Source organism: Chryseobacterium gossypii, from assembly GCF_041361455.1.
Classification (GTDB): Bacteria; Bacteroidota; Bacteroidia; order Flavobacteriales; family Weeksellaceae; genus Chryseobacterium; species Chryseobacterium gossypii.
The window spans coordinates 34,483-53,175 of sequence record NZ_JBGCUR010000018.1; the positions used below are offsets into that span (position 1 = coordinate 34,483).

Consider the following 18,693-nt stretch of genomic DNA (forward strand, 5'->3'; position numbering starts at 1 on the left):
CTAAACAGCAATAACTTTTACCCATAAAAATAGCTTTGTTTTTCCAGAAAATTGAAGCTTATTCAAAAAATTTTAATTCAAAGCTTTGTATTCACTGGGAGAAACTCCTACCTTGCTTTTAAACAGCCTTGTAAAATGCTGCGGATATTTAAATCCCAGGGTATAGGAAATTTCAGTGATGGATTTTGCAGGATCAAAGATCTGTTCCTTGGCAATATCTATCAGTTTATTATGTATATATTCCTGGGCAGAAATCCCCAGTTCTTTTTTTATCAGATCGCCAAAATAATTGGCCGAAAGATTGAGCTGATCGGCAAAATAGTTAACCATCGGGAAGCCAATATTCTTCGGCTTATCGGATTTCAGATAATCATCCAAAAGTTTTTCAAATCTCCCGATAACTCCCTGGTTTATATGATCTCTGGTAATAAACTGACGATCATAAAAACGCATACAATAGTTTAAAAACAGCTCAATATTATTGATAATTAAAGATTTGCTATGCTTATCAATCGTCTGTTCCAGCTCCAGCCTGATGTTTTTAAAACATTCCAGTACGATCTCCCTTTCTTTTTCAGAAAGGTGCAGGGCTTCATGAACGTCGTAGGAAAAAAAGGTATAGTCTTGAATGTTTTTCCCCAGAGTGGTCCCTTTTATCAGATCAGGATGGAATAATAAGGCATAGCCTGCAGGCTGAACATACACCCCGTCATTATCAATGCCATACAGCTGCCCCGGAGCAATAAAGACCAGAGTTCCTTCCTGATAGTCATAGCTGTGCTTTCCGTAATACATATCACCACAGATCACATCTTTCAGGAAAACGGTATAAAAGCCATATATCCTTCTGTGTCGGCAGATAGGATCAGATTTGGAAAAATCAACTACACTTACCAGCGGATGCAGTGTTTCATGGTTTACCATTTTATTGTATTCCGAAACACTATTGATAACCACAACCTCCTGATTTTCCATGAATACTTTTTTTTTAATTCTTATCCGAAATTACGACTTTCCGGCTTATCCTTAAGCATGTATGTAAAATTGGTAAATTTTTCTGTAATCTGTATAAGTGTAATTAATTGAGAAGTCCCGATTTTTGTATGGTTATGACCCCAATTCCACTATCAATATATTACAGGAATGGGGTAACCGGATAAAGAACAGAGTAATAATTAAATAAAACAAATGGATACATTCACGGTAAAAGCTTTCGGAACCGAATCTGCAACAGCAGATCTAAAAGAGATGAATATTGAAAGAAGGGAGATCACAGCAAGGGATATAGAGATTGACATCCTGTACTGTGGCGTTTGCCATTCTGATCTTCATACAGCCAGAAATGATTGGGGAGGCTCTGTTTATCCTGTAGTTCCGGGACATGAAATAGTAGGCAGGGTTGCGAGGATCGGAAATGAGGTTTCCGGATTTAAAGAAGGGGATCTGGTTGCCGTAGGCTGCATGGTGGATTCCTGCGGAACATGTGACAGCTGTCAACAGGATCTGGAACAGTATTGCCTTAACGGCTTTACAGGGACCTATAACGGCCATGACAAGCATTCAGGAGGGCATACTTTCGGCGGGTATTCCCAGAAAGTGGTTGTAGATGAGCATTTCGTATTAAAAGTTCCTGAAAATTTAGATCCGGCTGCTGTTGCACCACTGCTTTGCGCAGGGATTACAACCTGGTCGCCGTTAAGGCACTGGAAAGTAGGCCCCGGTTCCAAAGTCGCGGTGATAGGGCTCGGCGGATTGGGGCACATGGCCATTAAATTGGCTAAAGGATTGGGGGCTGAAGTCACCTTATTCTCAAGGACTCCGGGAAAAACCGAAGATGCCAGACAGCTGGGAGCCGATCACGTGGTGATTTCTACAGACCATACCCAAATGGATACGGTAAAAGGAAAATTCGATCTGATTATTGATACTGTCCCTTATGAGCACGACATTAATCCTTATATGCAGACCCTTCACCTGAACGGAACATTAGTTTTAGTAGGATTCATCGGAGAATTTCAGGAGAACGAAGTAAGCACAAGACCCATGATTTTCCAGCGCCGTTCCGTAGCCGGCTCCCTCATCGGTGGTATCGCTGAAACCCAGGAACTGCTGGATTTCTGTGGAGAAAAAGGTATTGTTGCCGAGATCGAACTGATCAAAATACAAGAGATCAACGAGGCTTATGAAAGAATGCTAAGAAGTGATGTGAAATACAGGTTTGTCATTGACATGAAATCTTTATAAAAATCTTCATAATTAATGGAAGACTCTTCTCGCGAAGAGTCTTTTTTATTGCTTACATGCAATATTGACCTTTCATATCCTGAAAAGCCCACTCAGCCATTTTTTCAATGACAGGGATCAATCCTTCTCCGGCTTCACTGAGTTTATAAGTAACGTGAGGAGGAATCACCGGCCTGGCTATCCTGATGATCAAACCGTCTGCTTCCATCTGTTTCAGATGCTGAATCAGCATTTTCTCTGTTACCGCTGGTATTGCACGCTTAAGCTCGCTGTACCTTTTATCTCCCTGTGAGAGATGGTATAAAATAATAGGCTTCCAAAATCCTCCGATCTTCTCCATCACATAGGTCACAGGGCAAAGATCCAATGCATATTTTTTATTCTGCTGAATGGTGGAGCTTTCTTTAATTGCTGTCATGATAACATACTTTAGGGTAAGTACTTGTATAAAAGTAAGTACAAATATACCTTTGTTCCAGGAAATAAAAAAATATATTATGAAAATTATCATCACAGGCTCATTAGGGAATGTAGGAAAGCCTCTGACACAACAATTAGCCTCAGCAGATCATGACATTACGGTAATCAGCAGCAATCCATCCAAAAAAGGGGAAATTGAATCTTTAGGGGCAAAAGCCGCGATTGGTTCCATTACAGACGCAGATTTTTTGATCAATATTTTCAAGGGTGCAGATGCTGTTTTTGCCATGACTCCACCCAATGCGGGGAACGAAAACATTGTGAAAAATACAATTGATATAGGAAAGAATTATGCTGAAGCCGTTAAAAGCAATAGCATAAAAAGAGTGGTCATGCTAAGCAGCATCGGAGCAGAGTCACCTGTAGAAAACGGACCTATAAAAAGTCTTCACCGTATCGAGGAATTTTATAATAAACTGGAAGGTTCTTCGGTAACCTTTTTAAGAGCCGGATATTTCTACATTAATCTTTTCAATGATATTCCATTAATTAAAAATGCAGGAATTATGGGGGCCAATTACCCCGGAAATATAAGCATTCCCCTTGTACACCCGAATGATATCGCCAAAGCCGCAGCTGAAGAGTTGCTAAAAAATCCGGCAGGTAAGAATATAAGGTATATTGTAAGTGATTTTCGCCAACCTGTTGATATTTCAAAGACTTTAGGAATGGCCATAGGAAAGCCGGAATTACCGTGGGCAGAGTTTTCCGATGAAGAATCTTTGAGCGGAATGCTTCAGGCCGGACTTTCAAAAGAAATAGCGGAATTATACACGGAAATGGGGAAAGGTCTCAGAACAGGTATTGTACAAAAGGACTTTATGGAACATAGGGCAACAGTTGACGGTAAAATTAAACTGGAGGATTTTGCCGAAGAATTTGCTGCTAAATTTAATTCTTAGGTTCATAAAAATGACCGGTTATCCATACAGAAGAGACTTTATATGAAGTAGCATATCGTTGAAAATAATAGTTTTTATAAGCAGTTTCGGCGCACCTCCGGTGCGCCGAAACTTATTTCAAAGCTTATTTACTTTTTCTTCAGTGTTCCTCTCAAAACCTTTAATTTTCCGTCAACCGGCTGTTCCATCTTTAAATCTAAAATTTCAGCCACCAATGGGTAAACATTAACATTGGCAAATTCACCGATCATCAAATTACTCCTGAACTCTGATCCCCATGCAAAAAACGTGGCTTTCATCTCAGGAACGATCTGCGGAATATAGCCATGCTTTCCAACAGAGGTGGTTTTTCCCTTCTGCAGAAATATTTTCGGAGCCTTTGGAACCAAAAGTATCTGCCCGATTCTGTTATATTTATCATCTTTAGCTGAAAAATGAAGATATTTAGGAAACCTTTTATCCAGATACACATCATAATCAGATGTCTTGCCAGATCTTAACTCTTTGTAGACCGCTTTGACCTCTGCGGGATTTTTAACATAAACCCTCAACAATGTCTGGGAATTGTAAAAATCAAACCTATCTTTATCAAAAAGCATTGCCGGAATCTCCAACGGGTTTCCACCATCCACCTTTATCATTCCATGATCGGAAACGAATATAAAGTTAACATTTTGCAAGCCCAGATCATTTACTTTCTGAACCAGCTCTCCAATAGCTTTATCAACCAGGTGCACAGCTTCTTCGGTTTCCCTGCTATCAGGCCCGTAATGATGCCCGCTTCCATCCACTTCAGGGAAATACAGGGAAATAAAATGTGGCCTCCTGTTCATCGGCAACTTTAACCAGTTAATCACCTTATCAACTTTTTCTGAAGGTGTAAATTTTTCATGGTAAGGATAATAATACGTTGGCCGTAGACCACCTGCGGCACTTGCGGAACCTACCCACATCAGTGAAGCAGAAAGCATTCCCTGTTTTTCAGCCAGGCTCCATAGGGGTACTCCACCATACCAGCTTCCGTCTTCGGCATTTTTTCTGTCGCTCATGGCATAAGCCTCATTTCTTTTATAATCATAAAAATAATTATCAATCAAGCCATGGTGCGAGGGATAAAGGCCGGTGATCAGGCTCCAGTGATTAGGAAAAGTAATGCTGGGATAGCTTGGGAGCATTGCTTCTGCCCGGACGCCCTCCCCGGAAAGCTTCAGAAGGTTTTCCGCATTGTATTTTTTAGCGTAATCATAACGGAATCCGTCGGCGGAGATCATGATCACATAAGGTTTTGTCTGAGCCTCAACACTGTTATAACGGTTTGGGACCACCACCTGGGTGGTATCAACGGTCCCCTTTTGTCCGAAAACCGATAAAGAAATAAGCAGCAGTAAAAATTGTAGTCTTTGCCTCATTACAGAAATTTTTGCCAAAGTTACTGCCTGCTTTTCTGACCTGAAAATTTTACGGGTTAAAAAAACATTAAAAGCATTTTTTACGGTTGCTATAAATAAAAAAGCCACTATTCAGTGGCCTTATGCTATTCCTTGATTAATTTTTCATAGGATGTGGATCCGTCTTTTAAAGTAATTTCAAAATAATAATTCCCGGATTTCAGATCTGCTACACTGATGTCCTGTCCATTCAGTTTTACCGATCTTACTTTTCTGCCTGTGGATTCATAGATATCCACCGATCTGATCCTATCTGCATTTTTAAAGCTTACTGTTTCTTTGGCCGGGTTAGGATATAAAACAATTTTCCTGCTTTCCAGAGCTATATCATTCGTTCCCAGAAAGGCGGTCATATTTAGGGTGGCATATCCTCTGTTAGGGCTCGGTCCGTGATACTGCAATGCCAGAGCCGGTCCCTTGGCATAGAAGATATTTATGGTTCCCGCCGCATTGGGGATAGCAAAATCCTCTGCTCCGCCGCTGAGTGATCTCGTAGCAACTACGGTTCTTATACCTCCCGAAGTTGTATTTGAGATCATGGCCCAGTTTTGATTTGCATCAGGAGAAATAGAACCAATTCCCCCAAAAGTATAATCTAAATTGGAGGTAGATGTTGATGCCGAATTATATACAAATCCATCAGCTCCGGCTGCCATTCCCACACTTCCAAAGCCAATGCCTAAAAAAGCACTCTCACTTCCCGTAAGCGTTATAGTTGCCTGGGTAGGGGTAGTATCCAATTTTACGGTCATCCCTGTTGACCCCAGGTTTACAACACCCGAAGAAAACTGGGCCCAGGCAAAATTTGCCAGGATCATACTTAATGTTAGTAAAACTTTTTTCATATTTAATTTTTTAAGAGATTAATGATTTCTTTATTATTTGTCTGTAGCGCGTATTCAAACGGGGTCATTCCCATTGAGTCTTTTCTAGACTTATCTGCTTTATATTTAAGCAGCAATTCTATCAGTTCTTTATTTCCAAACTTTACCGCCCAGAATAAAGGGGTAGCTCCTGTAGCATCCGCAATATTCGGATCGGCATTTTTTTTCAGAAGATGTTCCACAAGTCTTTTATTGTACTTCACAGACAGCCCGGCCAAAGCAGTTCCTTCCTGACTTTTATAGTTAACATCTTTCACATTATCTATCAAAAAATCAGCCACTTCCACATTTCCTCTGTAGCAAGCCAGGATTAATGGTGAAAAGCCATTTTCATTGGTCTGATTGATCACATCCGGATTCTGTTTCATCAGCTCTTTCACTTCTTCCACAGTTCCGTTTCTTGCGATATCAAAAATGGATCTCGCCTGATTCTGGGCCGCCATCCAGGAGCAACCCAGTAAAATACTTATAATTATTATCAGATTTTTCATTGCTTTACTAATACATAATTATATTCCACATTCACACTTTCTGCAATTTTTTTAGTGACCATTTTCGGAATGGTCACATTATAATCGGCAGGTTTAGCCACAAAGCCCCCCTGCATATAGATCTTGCCTTCTTTTGCGTAAATGGTTGCCGTGGAAGAAACCGGTCTTTCCACACCGTGAAAGTTCAATTTTCCCTGGATGGTATATTTCTGTGGGCTAGCGGTGAGCCTGGTCTTATCAAAATTCAGGATCTTTCCTGTAAAAACGGTTTTAGGATATTTGGCAGTTTCGGCATAGCTTTCATTAAAATGTTCTTCCATTAATTTGGTTTTGAAATGGAAATTTTTAACGACGGAGACAGAAGCCATATCTCCCGTATCGGAATTAAGGACAATCACATTATTATCATCCTGTGCAAAAACATCTTCAAACAGCGGTACGGAGGCTTCAAAGCTTACCTTTCCCGTTTTGGAGCTGTATTTCTGGGCAAGGACAAAATTGCCAAACAACAATGCTGCGGTGAATAATACTAATTTTTTCATATTAAATAGTTTTAGTTTTCAACAAGCCCGTCGGATTTCCATTTTGTGAAAATATTGATCTGTGATGGAGACAAAGCTCCGCCCTGAGGCATCTTCTGGGGATCTCCGTTCGGTCTTCCTATCCTGTCTATAATGTTATCAATGTTATTTTTCACCTGGCTATAGTTTTCCAGCGGGAAAGAAGCTATCCCTCCCTGAGAGTGGCAGGACATGCAATTGACATCCATTACAGGCTTAACATCCTTAGCATAGGTCACCTGCTCAGTGATGGGAGTATTGTCTGAGATTTCCTCATAGGTCCTGCTGTCACAGGCAATGACAAAAGCTGCGGCCGGCAATATGTATATAAACTTTTTCATACTAAAAAACCCTGTAAAGATTAAACCCAAAGAAAATATGTCCTTTGCCCCAGTCCCCGGCAGCATTCGTAAGATATCCGATATCTGAATTAAGCTGGGAATTGGTAAACAACAGCTGGAAAACATGCCCGCCGGTTTCTATATCCATACCTAATGAGAGGGGATTTCTATAGAAACTGTGATTGTCAAAATTCACAAAATATTCTGCATTAACAGAGATTCTCTTTGAAATTTTATAGCGTCCCCCCAATCCGGTTAAAAACTGATTTTTGTCTTCGATATTGGGTTCATAAAGATTCTTATGTACATAGGAAGGGCTCAGCTGCAAAGAGAATTTGTCACTGAATCTTCGTGAGATGAGCGCCTGGGTGAGATAGGAAAGCCTGTCCCCAAACTGAAGATGCGGATAATTATCTTTATCCAGATCTGTGTTCAGTGCCATAACATTATATCCGACAACATCAACCGGGAAATTATCGTTTTGCCTCAACAGCCTGTACTTTACCGCTCCTTCGAAAGTTTTCATATTGGTTTCACGGGAAAGGCTTACGGAAACGGCATCCGTAATGCCGTAAATAGCTCCGAGTTTGGTAGAGGCATCATCCAGACCAAAAAAATTCTTAAAACCGGTGCTTAAATCCCCGAAACGGTGCGCAACCACTATATACCATTCATTTTTGGCTGTAAGTTTTGTAGATTGCCCCGTGACTATCTGGAGTGCCTTAAAAGCGGGCTGTGTGTTTTCGGTGTTTGTTTTAATGGTGTCAATATCTTTCAGCAAATCTTCCTGCGAGAAGGCAAGACCTGAGGATAGCATCGACAAAAATAATAAAGTTTTTGTCATACAAATTTCATTAAAATTATATATGACAAACTTATAGAGTTATGGTTTCAAAATCATGTGATAAAAGTCACCGAACGAATTGTTTTTATCAATAAAGGTATTAAAACTTTAATTATTAGATCTATCTAACATTTTCATTAACGAGGATTCCTATTCCTTCTCTATTCTGAAAAATTTCTCCTTCATTCTCAATTTTTTTCAGGACGCGGCTCACCACTTCCCGAGAGGTGCCCAAACTATTGGCGATCTCCCTGTGCGTAAGCTTAACAGGATTGTTACCCGTTACTGAGATCTGTTGTCTGATATAGTTCAAAACTCTTTTATCCAATCTGTGAAAAACGGCATCATTCACCATATTCATCACATCGGAGAACCTTTTGTCATATTCATGGTAAAAAAGCCTGTTGATTTCAGGAAATCTGATCAGCCATTCATGAATTACGGAAACAGGGATGAGCATTACTTCGGAATCTTCTTCTGCAACGGCATACACACGGCTCACATAATCTGTGAAAATGGAGGAGAATGTCATCAGACAACTGTCATTTGATCTTATATAATAGTAAATAAGCTCCCGGCCGTCATTTAATGTGAAAACCCTGATTGAACCTTTTATCAAAAACGGAACAAATTTATTCTTTTGTCCCTCCCTGATAATTTCGGTTTTCGCCTTAATATCTGTAATTATAGCATGTTTATGGAGCTCTTCCGAAAACTTACTCCCTAAAAAACCGAATTTATTAATAACAAATTGATTATTGATCATATCCGTGTATCATATCTAAAACAAATATAAGAAAAAGAAAGATGCAAGGATATTTAATCGATATCAAATACTTTTTCCAGAGAAAAACTGTTTAATTAATAATAAAAACGGTTTATATTTAGAATTATTGGATCTGCAAGAAAGGCTTATCATGGATGAAAGGCCTTAGTTTTCTGCTGTTAACGGCTCTTCCCTGATTACTCCGGATAGAAATAAAAAAAGTGCCCCGGATGGGCACTTTATGATTTATTTAAGTTAAATCTTAAGCATTTACATTATTACCACCTAATACGAAAGGCTCAACTTCTTTGATTTCTCCGAACTGCTGCTCATAGTTAGCAATATTTTGTTGAAGAGCGTTTAAAACTCTCTTGGCATGAAGTGGAGCAAGAATAACTCTTGATCTTACTTTAGCCTGCTGCACACCTGGCATCAATTGGATGAAGTCTACTACAAACTCAGATGGAGAGTGGTTTACCAATGCTAAGTTAGCATAGATCCCGGCAGCTACCATTTCATTCAATTCAATGTTGATGTTCCCGTCTTGTGGATTTTGATTTTGATTGTCCATTGTCTAATTTAAATTATATTTTTATTAAAATTCGAAATTTGAGATTGTGAAAGTATAAAAATAATTTCAAACCTCAAATTTCAAATCATTAATTTTAGTTAAGGTCTTCGAATTCTTTCTTAGAACCTACAATTACATTCTGGTATTCTTTAAGACCTGTACCTGCAGGAATTCTGTGTCCTACAATTACATTTTCTTTAAGACCGTTCAGATCATCAACTTTTCCTGCCACTGCCGCTTCGTTAAGAACTTTGGTAGTTTCCTGGAACGATGCTGCCGACATGAATGATTTTGTCTGAAGTGCCGCTCTGGTGATCCCCTGAAGTACTGGTGTTGCTGTAGCAGGAAGGGCTTCTCTTACCTGTACCAGGTTCAGGTCTTCACGCTTCAGCTTCGAGTTCTCATCCCTTAATTCTCTTGCAGTAATCATCTGTCCCGGTTTGAATACTTTAGAATCACCGGCGTCTACTACTACTTTAAGGCCGAACACCCTGTTATTTTCTTCAAGGAAGTCATACTTATGCTCTAAAGCTCCTTCAAGGAACTGGGTATCTCCACCATCTACAATAGATACTTTCGTCATCATCTGTCTTACAATGATTTCGAAGTGCTTATCATCAATTTTTACCCCTTGTAAACGGTAAACTTCCTGGATTTCATTAACAAGATACTCCTGAACCGCAGTTGGGCCTTTAATTCTTAGGATATCTTCCGGAGTGATGGAACCGTCTGAAAGCGGAGCCCCGGCTCTTACGAAGTCGTTCTCCTGAACAAGGATCTGGTTGGAAAGTTTTACTAAATACACTTTTCTTTCCCCGGTCTTGGCCTCCACGATCAATTCCCTGTTACCTCTCTTAATTTTTCCGTAAGAAACCACCCCATCGATCTCTGTAACCACCGCCGGGTTTGAAGGGTTTCTTGCTTCGAATAATTCGGTAACTCTTGGAAGACCTCCTGTGATATCCCCTGCTTTTGCAGATTTTCTAGGGATCTTGATCAGGATCTTACCTGCTTTGATCTTCTCACCGTCATTAACCATCAAGTGGGCACCTACCGGTAAGTTATAAGATTTCTGCTCAACACCTTTAGAGTCTACAACTCTTAATGTAGGAACGGCTTTCTTATTTCTGGATTCAGAGATTACTTTCTCTTCAAAACCTGTCTGTTCGTCTATTTCCAATTGGAAAGAAACCCCCTGGATGATATCTTCATATTCTACCTTACCTGAAGTTTCAGCAATGATCACCGCATTATACGGATCCCACTTACAGATCAGGTCACCTTTCTTCACTTTATCTCCGGGTTTTACCGCTAAGATGGAACCGTAAGGCACGTTGGCTACCATTAATGGTGTTCTGGCTTCATTATCAGCCACTAATCTGAATTCCGTAGAACGGGAAACCACAACTTCAGCTGTGTTACCGTTTTCATCTTCAGAAGTAATGGTTCTTACCTCGTCCATTTCCACGATACCGTCTCTTCTTGCTATGATGGAAGGGTTTTCTGATACGTTTCCTGCAGTACCTCCCTGGTGGAAGGTTCTCAATGTTAACTGAGTACCCGGCTCTCCGATCGATTGTGCTGCGATCACCCCTACGGCTTCTCCCATGTGGATCATCTTACCTGTTGCCAGGTTTCTACCGTAGCATTTCGCGCAGATTCCTTTTTTAGCTTCACAGGTCAATGGTGAACGAACCTCAACAGATTCCAATCCGGCATCTTCGATTTTTTTAGCCAATGCCTCATCAATCAAGGTATCGGCAGGAACCAATAATTCATCGGTTTCAGGATCGTAGATATTGTGAAGAGAAACCCTACCTAATATCCTTTCAGAGATTTTTTCAACGATCTCGTCATTTTTCTTAAGGGCTGTCACTTCAGTACCTCTGAGGGTTCCACAGTCGTCTTCAGTAATGATAACGTCCTGCGCAACATCCACCAATCTCCTTGTCAGATAACCGGCATCTGCCGTCTTAAGAGCGGTATCCGCAAGACCTTTACGTGCTCCGTGGGTAGAGATAAAGTATTCAAGGATGGAAAGACCTTCTTTAAAGTTGGCAACAATCGGGTTCTCGATGATTTCCGCACCGGTAGAACCGGCTTTTTGCGGCTTGGCCATCAAACCTCTCATCCCTGATAGCTGACGGATCTGTTCTTTAGATCCCCTCGCCCCGGAGTCAAGCATCATATATACAGAGTTGAATCCGCCCTGGTCAGACTTCATTCTGCTCATGATCATCTCAGTTAATCCTGCGTTGGTATTTGTCCAAACGTCGATTACCTGGTTATAACGTTCTGTATCGGTAATAAGACCCATATTATAGTTCGCCCTGATCTCGTCAACATTTTCAACAGCCTGAGCAATCATTTGCTTCTTCTCTTCAGGAACTACAATATCTCCCAATGAGAATGAAAGACCTCCTTTGAATGCGTTTGAATATCCTAGATCTTTCATAGCATCAAGGAATTTCACTGTTGTAGGGAAGTCTGTTTCAGCAAGGATCTTACCAATAACATTTCTTAATGACTTTTTGGTTAAAAGCTCATTAATATATCCTACCTGCTTAGGTACGATCTGGTTAAACAGAATTCTACCCACCGTAGTTTCAATCAGTTTTGTTACTAATTCTCCGTTTTCTTTAACCGGCAATTTACATCTTACCTTGGCATTTAAAGAAACTTTTCCTTCCGCGTAAGCAATTTCCGCTTCTTCGGGAGAATAGAAGGCCAATCCTTCACCTTTTACTTTGTAATCTTCAGTAGAATGCGCTTCTTTGGTCATAAAATAAAGACCAAGAACCATGTCCTGAGAAGGTACCGTAATCGGGGAACCGTTTGCAGGGTTCAGGATGTTTTGGGATCCCAGCATCAATAGCTGAGCTTCCAGAATAGCTTCCGGACCCAGTGGTAAGTGTACCGCCATCTGGTCACCATCGAAGTCAGCGTTGAAAGCCGTTGTTACCAACGGGTGCAACTGGATTGCTTTACCTTCGATCATTTTTGGCTGGAAAGCCTGGATACCCAATCTGTGAAGCGTAGGTGCCCTGTTCAGCAGAACCGGGTGACCTTTCATCACATTTTCAAGGATATCGTAAACTACCGGCTCTTTTCTGTCAATAATTCTCTTTGCAGATTTTACTGTCTTTACAATACCTCTTTCAATCAGCTTTCTGATGATAAAAGGTTTATAAAGCTCTGCAGCCATATCTTTAGGAATACCACATTCGTGAAGCTGTAAGTTCGGACCTACAACAATTACCGAACGCGCAGAGTAGTCAACCCTTTTCCCTAATAAGTTCTGACGGAAACGACCCTGCTTACCTTTCAATGAGTCTGAAAGCGATTTCAGAGGTCTGTTTGATTCAGATTTTACGGCTGAAGATTTTCTTGTATTATCGAATAGTGAATCTACCGATTCCTGAAGCATACGTTTCTCGTTTCTCAGGATTACTTCAGGAGCTTTGATCTCCAATAGTCTCTTCAAACGGTTGTTTCTGATGATCACCCTTCTGTAAAGGTCGTTAAGATCAGAAGTCGCGAAACGTCCGCCATCTAACGGAACCAAAGGTCTCAATTCCGGTGGAATCACCGGAAGCACACGCATGATCATCCATTCAGGCTTATTAATCATTCTTGTATTGGCTCCTCTCAATGCTTCTACCACATTCAGCCTTTTCAGAGCTTCCGTTCTTCTCTGCTTGGAACCTTCATTATGAGCTTTATGTCTCAGATCGAAAGACAATGCATCAAGATCGATCCTTTTCAAAAGATCTTCAACAGCCTCAGCACCCATTTTGGCGATGAATTTGTTTGGATCTGAATCATCCAGATACTGGTTCTCCACAGGAAGAGTTTCAAGGATATCAAGATATTCTTCTTCTGTAAGGAATTCCATTTCTTCAAAATCGGAACCGTCTAATTTTTTGGCAATACCCTGCTGGATCACTACATATCTTTCATAGTAGATGATCATATCCAATTTTTTGGAAGGTAGTCCTAAAAGATATCCGATCTTATTGGGTAAGGAACGGAAATACCAAATGTGTGCAATAGGAACAACAAGATTAATGTGTCCGATTCTTTCTCTTCTTACTTTCTTCTCAGTAACTTCCACTCCACAACGGTCACAGACAATCCCTTTATAACGGATCCTCTTATACTTTCCACAAGCACATTCATAGTCCTTTACGGGACCAAAGATTTTTTCACAGAACAGCCCGTCTCTTTCAGGCTTGTGTGTTCTGTAGTTAATAGTTTCCGGTTTTAAAACTTCTCCTCTCGATTCCTGAAGAATCGATTCCGGTGAAGCCAGACCGATCGAAATTTTATTAAATCTACTTGATTTATTTTTATTTGACATCTGATTAGATTTTAGATTTTAGATTCTAGATTTTAGATTAAATTCTTTTTTAAAGTTTTTAATATAAAATGATCATCTAAAATTTATAATTTAAAATTTAAAATTATTCTTCAAGTCTTACATCAAGTCCAAGACCTTGTAACTCATGAAGCAATACATTGAAAGATTCCGGAATACCTGGTTCAGGCATTGCTTCACCTTTAGCGATAGCTTCATAAGTCTTTGCTCTACCAATCACGTCATCTGACTTCACGGTCAGGATTTCTCTCAGGATATTGGATGCTCCGAATGCTTCAAGAGCCCAAACCTCCATCTCTCCGAATCTCTGACCACCAAACTGGGCTTTACCTCCTAACGGCTGCTGGGTGATCAATGAGTAAGGACCAATAGAACGTGCGTGCATCTTATCATCAACCATGTGTCCTAACTTCAGCATATAGATCACACCTACCGTAGCCGGCTGGGTAAATCTTTCCCCTGTACCACCATCATAAAGATAAGTGTTACCAAATTTAGGAAGTCCCGCCTTGTCTGTATACTCAGTGATCTGCTCAAGGCTTGCCCCGTCAAAGATCGGCGTAGCGAACTTCAATCCTAATTTCTGGCCAGCCCATCCAAGAACTGTTTCATAAATCTGACCGATGTTCATACGGGAAGGTACCCCAAGTGGATTCAATACGATATCTACCGGTGTTCCGTCTTCAAGGAATGGCATATCTTCTTCACGAACGATTCTTGAAACGATACCTTTGTTACCGTGACGTCCCGCCATTTTATCCCCTACATTCAGTTTACGTTTTTTAGCGATGTAAACTTTAGCCAGCTTCATAATACCTGCCGGAAGCTCGTCTCCGATGGAAATCGCGAATTTCTCACGGTTTTTAACTCCCTGGATATCATTGTACTTGATTTTATAGTTATGAATCAATTGCTTGATCAATTCATTTTTATCAGCGTCAACGGTCCAGTCCGAACCATTGATGTTCACATAATCTTCAACTGAAGTCAATAATTTATGGGTGAATTTCACTCCTTTTCCGATAACCTCTTCATCAAGGTCGTTTTTAACTCCCTGAGAAGTTTTACCGTTTACCAATACATTTAATTTTTCAATCAATGTATTTCTTAGATCATCGAACTTAGCCTTGTAAGTATTTTCTATCTCTTCAAGCTTAAGTTTTTCTTCAGTTCTTTTCTTTTTATCTTTAATGTTTCTTGAGAACAATTTCTTGTCGATCACAACACCTCTCAGTGACGAGTCAGCCTTCAATGAAGCATCTTTCACATCACCGGCCTTGTCACCGAAGATCGCTCTAAGAAGCTTTTCCTCAGGAGTAGGATCAGATTCACCTTTTGGAGTGATCTTACCGATCATGATGTCTCCAGGCTTCACCTCAGCACCAATCCGGATCATACCGTTTTCGTCAAGGTCTTTGGTAGCTTCTTCAGAAACGTTCGGAATATCTGCCGTAAGCTCTTCCATACCTAATTTAGTATCACGAACTTCAAGAGAGTATTCATCTACGTGGATGGAAGTAAACCAGTCCTCACGAACCACTTTTTCATTGATCACGATCGCATCCTCGAAGTTGTATCCTTTCCAAGGCATGAATGCTACCACTAGGTTTCTACCAAGAGCCAATTCTCCGTTTTCAGTAGCATAACCGTCGCAAAGCACCTGTCCTTTTTCCACAACATCACCTACTCTTACATTGGGTCTCAGGGTAATAGTTGTGCTTTGGTTGGTTTTTCTGAACTTGGTAAGATTATATGTTTTCGTAGCAGAATCGAAGGATACAAGATCCTCGTCCTCGCTTCTTTCGTATCTGATAACGATCTTATCCGCATCCACATATTCTACAGTACCTGTACCTTCCGCATTAATCAGGATTCTTGAATCTTTTGCAACCTGTCTTTCCAGACCTGTACCTACGATCGGAGCCTGTGGCTTCAATAGAGGAACGGCCTGACGCATCATGTTGGATCCCATCAATGCACGGTTCGCATCATCATGCTCCAGGAATGGAATTAATGAAGCCGAGATACCGGAAATCTGGTTAGGCGCCACGTCGATAAGGTCTACCTGCTGTGGTTCCACTACCGGATAATCACCATCAAGTCTTGCAATAATTCTGTCGGTTTCAAATTCACCCTCATCGCTCAGCTCTACGTTTGCCTGGGCAATTACCTTGGCTTCTTCATCTTCTGCATTCAAGTAGATAGGATCCGCATTAAGGTCTACTTTACCGTTTTCTACTTTTCTATATGGTGTTTCAATGAAACCTAAGTTATTGATTTTGGCATAAATACCTAAAGAGGAGATCAGACCGATGTTTGGCCCTTCCGGGGTTTCAATCGGACAAATTCTTCCGTAGTGGGTATGGTGAACGTCCCTTACCTCGAAGCCCGCTCTTTCTCTTGATAAACCACCAGGTCCCAGTGCAGATAATCTTCTCTTGTGGGTAATCTCTGACAATGGGTTGGTCTGGTCCATAAACTGAGAAAGCTGGTTCGTTCCGAAGAATGAATTGATCACAGATGTCAAAGTTTTGGCATTAACAAGATCAAGCGGAGTAAAGATTTCGTTATCTCTAACGTTCATTCTTTCCTTGATCGTTCTCGCTATTCTTGAAAGACCTACCCCGAACTGCCCTGCCAGCTGCTCTCCCACAGTTTTAATCCTTCTGTTGGAAAGGTGATCGATATCATCTACCTCTGCTTTAGAGTTTACCAGCTCGATCAGGTGTCTTACGATGGCAATGATATCTTCTTTGGTAAGAACTTCAGTAGTTTCAGGAATGTTAAGACCTAATTTTTTATTTAATCTGTAACGTCCTACTTCACCTAATGAATATCTCTGCTCAGAGAAGAATAATTTTTCAATGATTCCTCTTGCAGTTTCCTCATCTGGCGGATCTGCATTTCTTAACTGACGGTAAATATACTCTACCGCTTCTTTTTCAGAGTTGGTAGGGTCTTTTTGCAATGTATTCTGAATGATAGAGAACTCATTGCTGTTTTCTTTGTGAATCAGGATCGATTTCACGCCGGCATCAAGGATAAGGTCTAAATTTTCTTTTTCAAGGACTGTTTCTCTATCCAGGATGATTTCATTTCTTTCGATGGAAACCACCTCTCCGGTATCTTCATCTACGAAGTCTTCGAACCATGTGTTCAATACTCTCGCAGCTAATGTTCTTCCTTCCACTTTTTTAAGGGCAGCTTTAGAAACTTTTACTTCTTCAGCAAGGTCGAAGATCTGAAGGATGTCCTTATCAGATTCATAACCGATAGCTCTTAACAAAGTAGTTAATGGTAATTTTTTCTTACGGTCGATATACGCGTACATTACGCTGTTAATATCTGTTGTAAATTCCATCCAGGATCCTTTGAACGGGATGATCCTTGAATAGTATAATTTGGTTCCGTTTGCGTGGTAAGTTTGCCCGAAGAATACACCAGGTGAACGGTGAAGCTGCGTAACAATGACTCTTTCTGCACCATTGATGATGAAAGAACCACTAGGCGTCATGTAAGGAACCGGGCCTAAATATACATCCTGAACCACGGTTTGAAAATCTTCGTGTTCAGGGTCTGTACAATACAATTTAAGTCTTGCTTTCAGAGGAACTGAATAGGTCAGACCTCTTTCCACACACTCATCGATCGAATAACGTGGGGAATCTACCAGATAGTCTAGGAATTCCAATACGAACTGGTTTCTGGAATCCGTAATCGGGAAATTTTCCTGGAAGGTTTTGTATAAACCTTCTTTCTTTCTGTCTTCAGGAAGAGTATCAAGCTGGAAAAACTCTTTAAAAGACTCAATTTGGATATCCAAGAAGTCCGGAGTAATGATTTTTCCTTTCGCTGATGAGAAATTAATTCTCTGATTTCCCTGAGTTGTTGCTGTTGTTTTACTCATAAAACTTTTAAGAAAGGGTTAAAAAATATTTTGAATTGTAAAAAATATCAGGAAAAAGAAGAGGAAAACAGAGAAAAGATAAAGACCTCAATGTTGGCGCTATTAGAAACAGTCTTTGTTCTTTGTCCTTTTTTCTCAGAATCTCATTCCTAACTGCAACACTGGTATATCTTTTCACAGCGTAATGCAAAATATTTTTATTACTTTTGAGGCAGAAATTACCGCAATATCTATATACACGAAATCCCTTTCATTTTCATGAAAGAGCTGATTCATAGTATTTTATAGATTTACAAACAATTATTCGCGCCAAAAGAGGAGCAAAGTTACAAAAATTTATCCACATTCACAAATAATTATTATATTATTCAAGTCAAATATAATTTACATCCGGCTTGATATCAAACCTTCCTTAGCAAGTTGTAAGGAACAAGTATAATAAAAAAAGCCTGAGATAAACTCAGGCTTATAATATATATTAGAGAAAAATTATTTTAACTCTACTTCAGCACCAGCTTCTTCAAGTTGCTTCTTAAGAGCTTCAGCCTCATCTTTAGCTACACCAGTCTTGATTGGAGCTGGAGCGCCATCCACGATGTCTTTAGCTTCTTTAAGACCAGCACCTGTTAAATCTTTTACTAATTTAACGATAGCTAATTTAGAAGCACCTGCTGACTTAAGGATCACGTCGAATTCAGTTTTTTCTTCAGCAGCTTCACCTGCACCTCCACCTGCAACTACTACTGCAGCAGCAGCCGGCTCAATTCCGTACTCATCCTTAAGGATAGCAGCTAATTCGTTTACGTCTTTTACTGTTAAATTTACTAGCGTTTCAGCTAAATTTTTTAAATCTGACATTGTTGTAATGTTTTTGTTG

At 40.2% G+C, this 18,693-nt stretch carries 15 protein-coding genes; 2 read left to right on the plus strand and 13 right to left on the minus strand.

The annotated features are described in order from the left end of the window. Nucleotides 1-72: 72 nt before the first annotated feature. The gene (locus ABMQ40_RS10960) at nucleotides 73-975 is read right to left on the minus strand and encodes a helix-turn-helix domain-containing protein (protein WP_370899499.1); all 903 of its coding nucleotides are present in this window, start codon (nucleotides 973-975) and stop codon (nucleotides 73-75) included. Nucleotides 976-1,188: 213 nt separating this feature from the next. On the opposite strand from ABMQ40_RS10960, the gene ABMQ40_RS10965 reads away from it, so the two are divergent. After that, on the plus strand, nucleotides 1,189-2,244 hold the full coding sequence (locus tag ABMQ40_RS10965) for an NAD(P)-dependent alcohol dehydrogenase (protein ID WP_370899501.1): 1,056 nt from the start codon (nucleotides 1,189-1,191) through the stop codon (nucleotides 2,242-2,244). A 52-nt stretch (nucleotides 2,245-2,296) separates the two neighbouring features. Here ABMQ40_RS10965 and ABMQ40_RS10970 read toward each other — a convergent pair whose 3' ends face one another. Continuing rightward, a complete protein-coding gene (locus ABMQ40_RS10970) occupies nucleotides 2,297-2,662 on the minus strand; it encodes a winged helix-turn-helix transcriptional regulator (protein ID WP_370899503.1) in 366 nt (121 codons plus the stop codon). Nucleotides 2,663-2,741: 79 nt separating this feature from the next. Here ABMQ40_RS10970 and ABMQ40_RS10975 point away from each other — a divergent pair, with 79 nt between their 5' ends. Continuing rightward, entirely contained in the window at nucleotides 2,742-3,626 is an 885-nt protein-coding gene (locus tag ABMQ40_RS10975; RefSeq protein WP_370899505.1) for an NAD(P)H-binding protein, read from the plus strand. A 128-nt stretch (nucleotides 3,627-3,754) separates the two neighbouring features. On the opposite strand, the gene ABMQ40_RS10980 is transcribed toward ABMQ40_RS10975, so the two are convergent. The 11 genes from ABMQ40_RS10980 to rplL form a co-directional block, all read right to left on the minus strand. Continuing rightward, nucleotides 3,755-5,035 (minus strand): alkaline phosphatase family protein, encoded by a 1,281-nt coding sequence (locus tag ABMQ40_RS10980; protein ID WP_370899507.1) that lies wholly within the window; start codon nucleotides 5,033-5,035, stop codon nucleotides 3,755-3,757. Between the two features lie 125 nt (nucleotides 5,036-5,160). Further along, a complete protein-coding gene (locus tag ABMQ40_RS10985) occupies nucleotides 5,161-5,919 on the minus strand; it encodes a T9SS type A sorting domain-containing protein (protein ID WP_370899509.1) in 759 nt (252 codons plus the stop codon). A 2-nt stretch (nucleotides 5,920-5,921) separates the two neighbouring features. Further along, entirely contained in the window at nucleotides 5,922-6,449 is a 528-nt protein-coding gene (locus ABMQ40_RS10990; protein ID WP_370899511.1) for an ankyrin repeat domain-containing protein, read from the minus strand. After that, on the minus strand, nucleotides 6,446-6,991 hold the full coding sequence (locus tag ABMQ40_RS10995) for a YceI family protein (protein ID WP_370899513.1): 546 nt from the start codon (nucleotides 6,989-6,991) through the stop codon (nucleotides 6,446-6,448). Before ABMQ40_RS10995 ends, ABMQ40_RS10990 begins: the two co-directional genes overlap by 4 nt. Nucleotides 6,992-7,002: 11 nt before the next feature. Then, on the minus strand, nucleotides 7,003-7,350 hold the full coding sequence (locus ABMQ40_RS11000) for a c-type cytochrome (RefSeq protein ID WP_370899515.1): 348 nt from the start codon (nucleotides 7,348-7,350) through the stop codon (nucleotides 7,003-7,005). Between the two features lies 1 nt (nucleotide 7,351). After that, nucleotides 7,352-8,194, minus strand: coding sequence for a DUF5777 family beta-barrel protein (locus ABMQ40_RS11005; RefSeq protein WP_370899517.1), 843 nt, complete (start codon nucleotides 8,192-8,194; stop codon nucleotides 7,352-7,354). 121 nt (nucleotides 8,195-8,315) lie between these two features. Further along, entirely contained in the window at nucleotides 8,316-8,960 is a 645-nt protein-coding gene (locus tag ABMQ40_RS11010) for a Crp/Fnr family transcriptional regulator (protein ID WP_370899519.1), read from the minus strand. Between the two features lie 262 nt (nucleotides 8,961-9,222). Beyond that, entirely contained in the window at nucleotides 9,223-9,531 is a 309-nt protein-coding gene (locus ABMQ40_RS11015; RefSeq protein ID WP_370899521.1) for a DUF3467 domain-containing protein, read from the minus strand. A 94-nt stretch (nucleotides 9,532-9,625) separates the two neighbouring features. After that, a complete protein-coding gene (gene rpoC / locus ABMQ40_RS11020) occupies nucleotides 9,626-13,891 on the minus strand; it encodes a DNA-directed RNA polymerase subunit beta' (protein ID WP_370899523.1) in 4,266 nt (1,421 codons plus the stop codon). A 103-nt stretch (nucleotides 13,892-13,994) separates the two neighbouring features. Further along, nucleotides 13,995-17,816: a DNA-directed RNA polymerase subunit beta gene (gene rpoB, locus ABMQ40_RS11025; RefSeq protein ID WP_370899525.1), complete on the minus strand. Its 3,822-nt coding sequence runs from the start codon at nucleotides 17,814-17,816 to the stop codon at nucleotides 13,995-13,997. Nucleotides 17,817-18,305: 489 nt separating this feature from the next. After that, on the minus strand, nucleotides 18,306-18,674 hold the full coding sequence (gene rplL, locus ABMQ40_RS11030; protein ID WP_370899527.1) for a 50S ribosomal protein L7/L12: 369 nt from the start codon (nucleotides 18,672-18,674) through the stop codon (nucleotides 18,306-18,308). Nucleotides 18,675-18,693 lie beyond the last annotated feature (19 nt).